Raw genomic sequence first — 1,565 nt, 5'->3', positions numbered from 1 at the left:
CAATGTCATTAACTTTAGCAAAAAGCAGAAATCGTAAGTATTTATAAAACTATGATTCCTGCTTTTTGTTTTTTTATATGGGCATACTTATCCCCTTCTCTTTGTACTCGTATTTTCTAGATTAGTATGCTCTTTTATGAGTATTTGAATATTTCCCTGCTAACCGCCCTTTCGTTCTGGTATAATGCCGATCAGGACGAATAGGAACCAGATTCTTACTGATGTCTTCATATATTTGCTGAAATAATATATTTTTCTTTTGATTATCCGTTTCAAGAAGTATATAAATCAGATCGTTTTTTAAGATTCCAATACTAACTGTCTGATTGATCATCATTTTATGTTTTCTGTTTGTTTCCTTCTGATCCAGTTCACGCTCTGCGTCTAATATGATATCTTCGACTAAATTGCTCAGATATATGGTGCTGTATATATCTTGTAATAACAGAATAGGTTTTGTACCTGTAAAATTTTCTAACTGCAACCGATTCTTTAGTGTTTCATACGCAGTCTCTATTCCCCACCTCATATGATATAATTCTTTTATTTCTTCTGTATGAAATTCCGTTTGTGAAAGATTTGTAGCTAAAACTTCCAGATTTCCATTTTCTAATAGGATCTTTACCATACGCAATGAAATTTCACCCAGTTCTTTCATACGTTCTCCATCCGGCGTCCCCTCGTAATGTCTGATTCTTGATTTATCAAGTTTTATTTTAACCAGTTGATCATTTTCTGTTAAACTGCTTTGCTCTTTTTTGTAATCACTGCTTTTTAAACGTACGATAAACTTAAGATCCTTATCCATCATATGTATAAACGCTGGCGTAGAAGGATAGCCTCTGTCCATGATAATAATATAGGGAATGTTACCTATTGTTTCCGGTATTCGTTCCATCTGTTTTTCGGCCAGGCGCATTTCATCAAATTTCACCTTATTACAGTCACTTTCCAGTATCATACGATTCATTACATCATAAATACAGCCTAATCCTATTTGTGCTTGGGGTTTTGTGTTTTTTCGGCTTGCAGAACCATACAGTTTCAGTGTTTCAGTAGTGGTAGGAATATTAATATCTGAGCCGTCAGCAGCTAATATTAAATGATTTTTGTAAGTTGAAAAGGTGGAATCTGCATAAAAGTTACGGTTATGATATTTATACAATTCCAAAAAAGCATCTGGATTAAGTTTCATACGCTGTTTCAGATATCCTGGTTTTGAAATAGACACACCAGGATGAGCAAGTTTCATATAATTTCTCAGTTCCAATGCCAACGTCAGCCCCTTTCTGTTTATCATTGTGAAAAGAAGATCCTGAAGAGGCATTTTTCGGATTCTGGTAAAATGATTTTTATTACCTAATCGGCAAAATGCCTTAAATTCATCAGAACTCATTTTTTCTATATCCATGAATGTACGTTTCTGAGAATGTTTCATGCATAATCACATCCTTTTTTTGAGCAGGTTCATGGCTTCTTTTTACAATATAAGCATATCAAAAAAAGCAGAAGATATCTAATCCTTTTAGGAATAAATATCTTCTGCTTTTAAGTTAATGACATTG

At 33.5% G+C, this 1,565-nt stretch carries 1 protein-coding gene; it reads right to left on the bottom strand.

The window, feature by feature from the left end; all coding sequences use genetic code 11:
• Positions 1 to 121: 121 nt before the first annotated feature.
• Positions 122 to 1,438, bottom strand: coding sequence for an IS4 family transposase (locus LI074_RS16975; protein ID WP_243104612.1), 1,317 nt, complete (start codon positions 1,436 to 1,438; stop codon positions 122 to 124).
• Positions 1,439 to 1,565 lie beyond the last annotated feature (127 nt).

Source organism: Blautia sp. MSK18_10, from assembly GCF_020553185.1.
Classification (GTDB): Bacteria; Bacillota; Clostridia; order Lachnospirales; family Lachnospiraceae; genus Blautia_A; species Blautia_A wexlerae.
This window is presented reverse-complemented; position numbering and strand designations above follow the sequence as displayed.